The following is a 1,689-nucleotide window of genomic DNA, read 5'->3' as shown; positions in this document are numbered from 1 at the left end:
GTGTCCTTCTTGGGTTTCTTCGTCATCTTGTTGCCGCGTTGTTCGGTGTTGGCCATAGGTCCTCCGTGCAGAGTGATTGCGAGAAACCGAACTATGCCTCAGCGTCGTAGCGTGTTTTAGCTGGGCTGGCCGCCCATTGCGCCGCGGTGATGTCGTAGCGCCTGCAATCCATGTCATACCAGCGGCCGTTGCCGGTGAAGGTCATGCCCAGGCGCTCCATGACGGTGGAGGAGGGCGTGTTCTCGGGCTGGCAGACGGCGCAGATCAACTCCGGCTTGAGCGTCTTGAACGCCCAGCCGACCATGTGGCGGGCTGCTTCGCTGGCATAGCCCACGCCCCAGGCATCCTGGCGCAGCCGCCAGCCGGTCTCCAGCGGCCCCGCCGGGTCGCGGTTCAGGTGCTGGATGCAGCCGGTGCCGATCAGGTCGCCGTTGTCCTGGCGGATGAAACCCCACCAGGAATAGCCGAACTCGGCCCAGCGGGCCTTCACGCGGTCGATCATGGACTGCGTGTCTTCCGGCGTGTCAGGCCGGCCGGTGATGTAGCGCATGACGACGGGGTCGCTGTTCAGGCGGTACAGGGCCTCGAAATGGCTGTCGTTCAGCGGCTCAAGGCGCAGCCGAGGGGTCACGAGAAGGGTCATGGCACGCAGCCTGAGTGGGTCATGGTTGGACGCATTCTGAAGCGGTGCGTTCTCACGATTCGAAAGTCACTTTTCAAATCGTGAAAAGCAACCATGGTGCGCTGCCGCAATATTTCTCATTATGGTGAATGGCATTTCTTGATTTGAAAAATAAAACATAAGCCATTGTTTTTAAATGACAAAGTTTTTCGTCTTATATAAGACTAGCGGCTTCACAAGGCCAGGTCCAAGGCCTAGTCTTGCACCATCGGTTTTCGATGTTCAGCAAGGAGCTTTTCATGACCCGCCTCACCCGTGACCAACAGATCGCCGCCCTGGAAAAAGACTGGGCTGAGAACCCCCGTTGGAAGGGCATCACCCGCGGCTACAGCGCCGCCGACGTCGTGCGCCTGCGCGGCTCCATCGAGATCGAACACACGCTGGCCAAGCGCGGTGCCGAGAAGCTCTGGGGCCTGGTGAACACCGAGCCTTTCGTCAACGCCCTGGGCGCCCTGACCGGCAACCAGGCCATGCAGCAGGTCAAGGCCGGCCTGAAGGCCATCTACCTGTCCGGTTGGCAGGTCGCCGGTGACGCCAACAGCAATGGCGAGATGTATCCCGACCAGTCGCTGTACTCGGTGGACTCGGTGCCCAAGGTCGTCAAGAAGATCAACGCCACCTTCCAGCGCGCCGACCAGATCCAGTGGAGCGAAGGCAAGGACGACATCGACTTCTTCGCCCCCATCGTGGCCGACGCCGAAGCGGGCTTTGGCGGCGTGCTGAACGCCTTCGAGCTGATGAAGGCCATGATCGAGGCCGGTGCCGCGGGCGTGCACTTCGAAGACCAGCTTGCCAGCGCCAAGAAGTGCGGCCACATGGGCGGCAAGGTGCTCGTGCCCACCCGTGAGGCCGTGGCCAAGCTCGTCGCCGCCCGCCTGGCTGCCGACGTCATGGGCACGCCCACGCTGCTGGTCGCCCGTACCGACGCCGAAGCCGGCGACCTCGTCACCGCCGACATCGACGACAACGACAAGCCGTTCTGCACCGGCGAGCGCACCGTCGAAGGC

At 62.2% G+C, this 1,689-nt stretch carries 2 protein-coding genes; one reads left to right on the top strand and one right to left on the bottom strand.

All coding sequences use genetic code 11. The features are described from left to right. Positions 1–91 precede the first annotated feature (91 nt). Entirely contained in the window at positions 92–643 is a 552-nt protein-coding gene (locus ACXJKR_RS31710; protein ID WP_056201626.1) for a GNAT family N-acetyltransferase, read from the bottom strand. Positions 644–921: 278 nt separating this feature from the next. Here ACXJKR_RS31710 and aceA point away from each other — a divergent pair. Next, the coding region (aceA, locus tag ACXJKR_RS31705; protein WP_457326234.1) for an isocitrate lyase at positions 922–1,689 on the top strand (768 nt) is incomplete at its 3' end.

The organism is Roseateles sp. P5_E11 (genome assembly GCF_054049355.1).
This window is presented reverse-complemented; position numbering and strand designations above follow the sequence as displayed.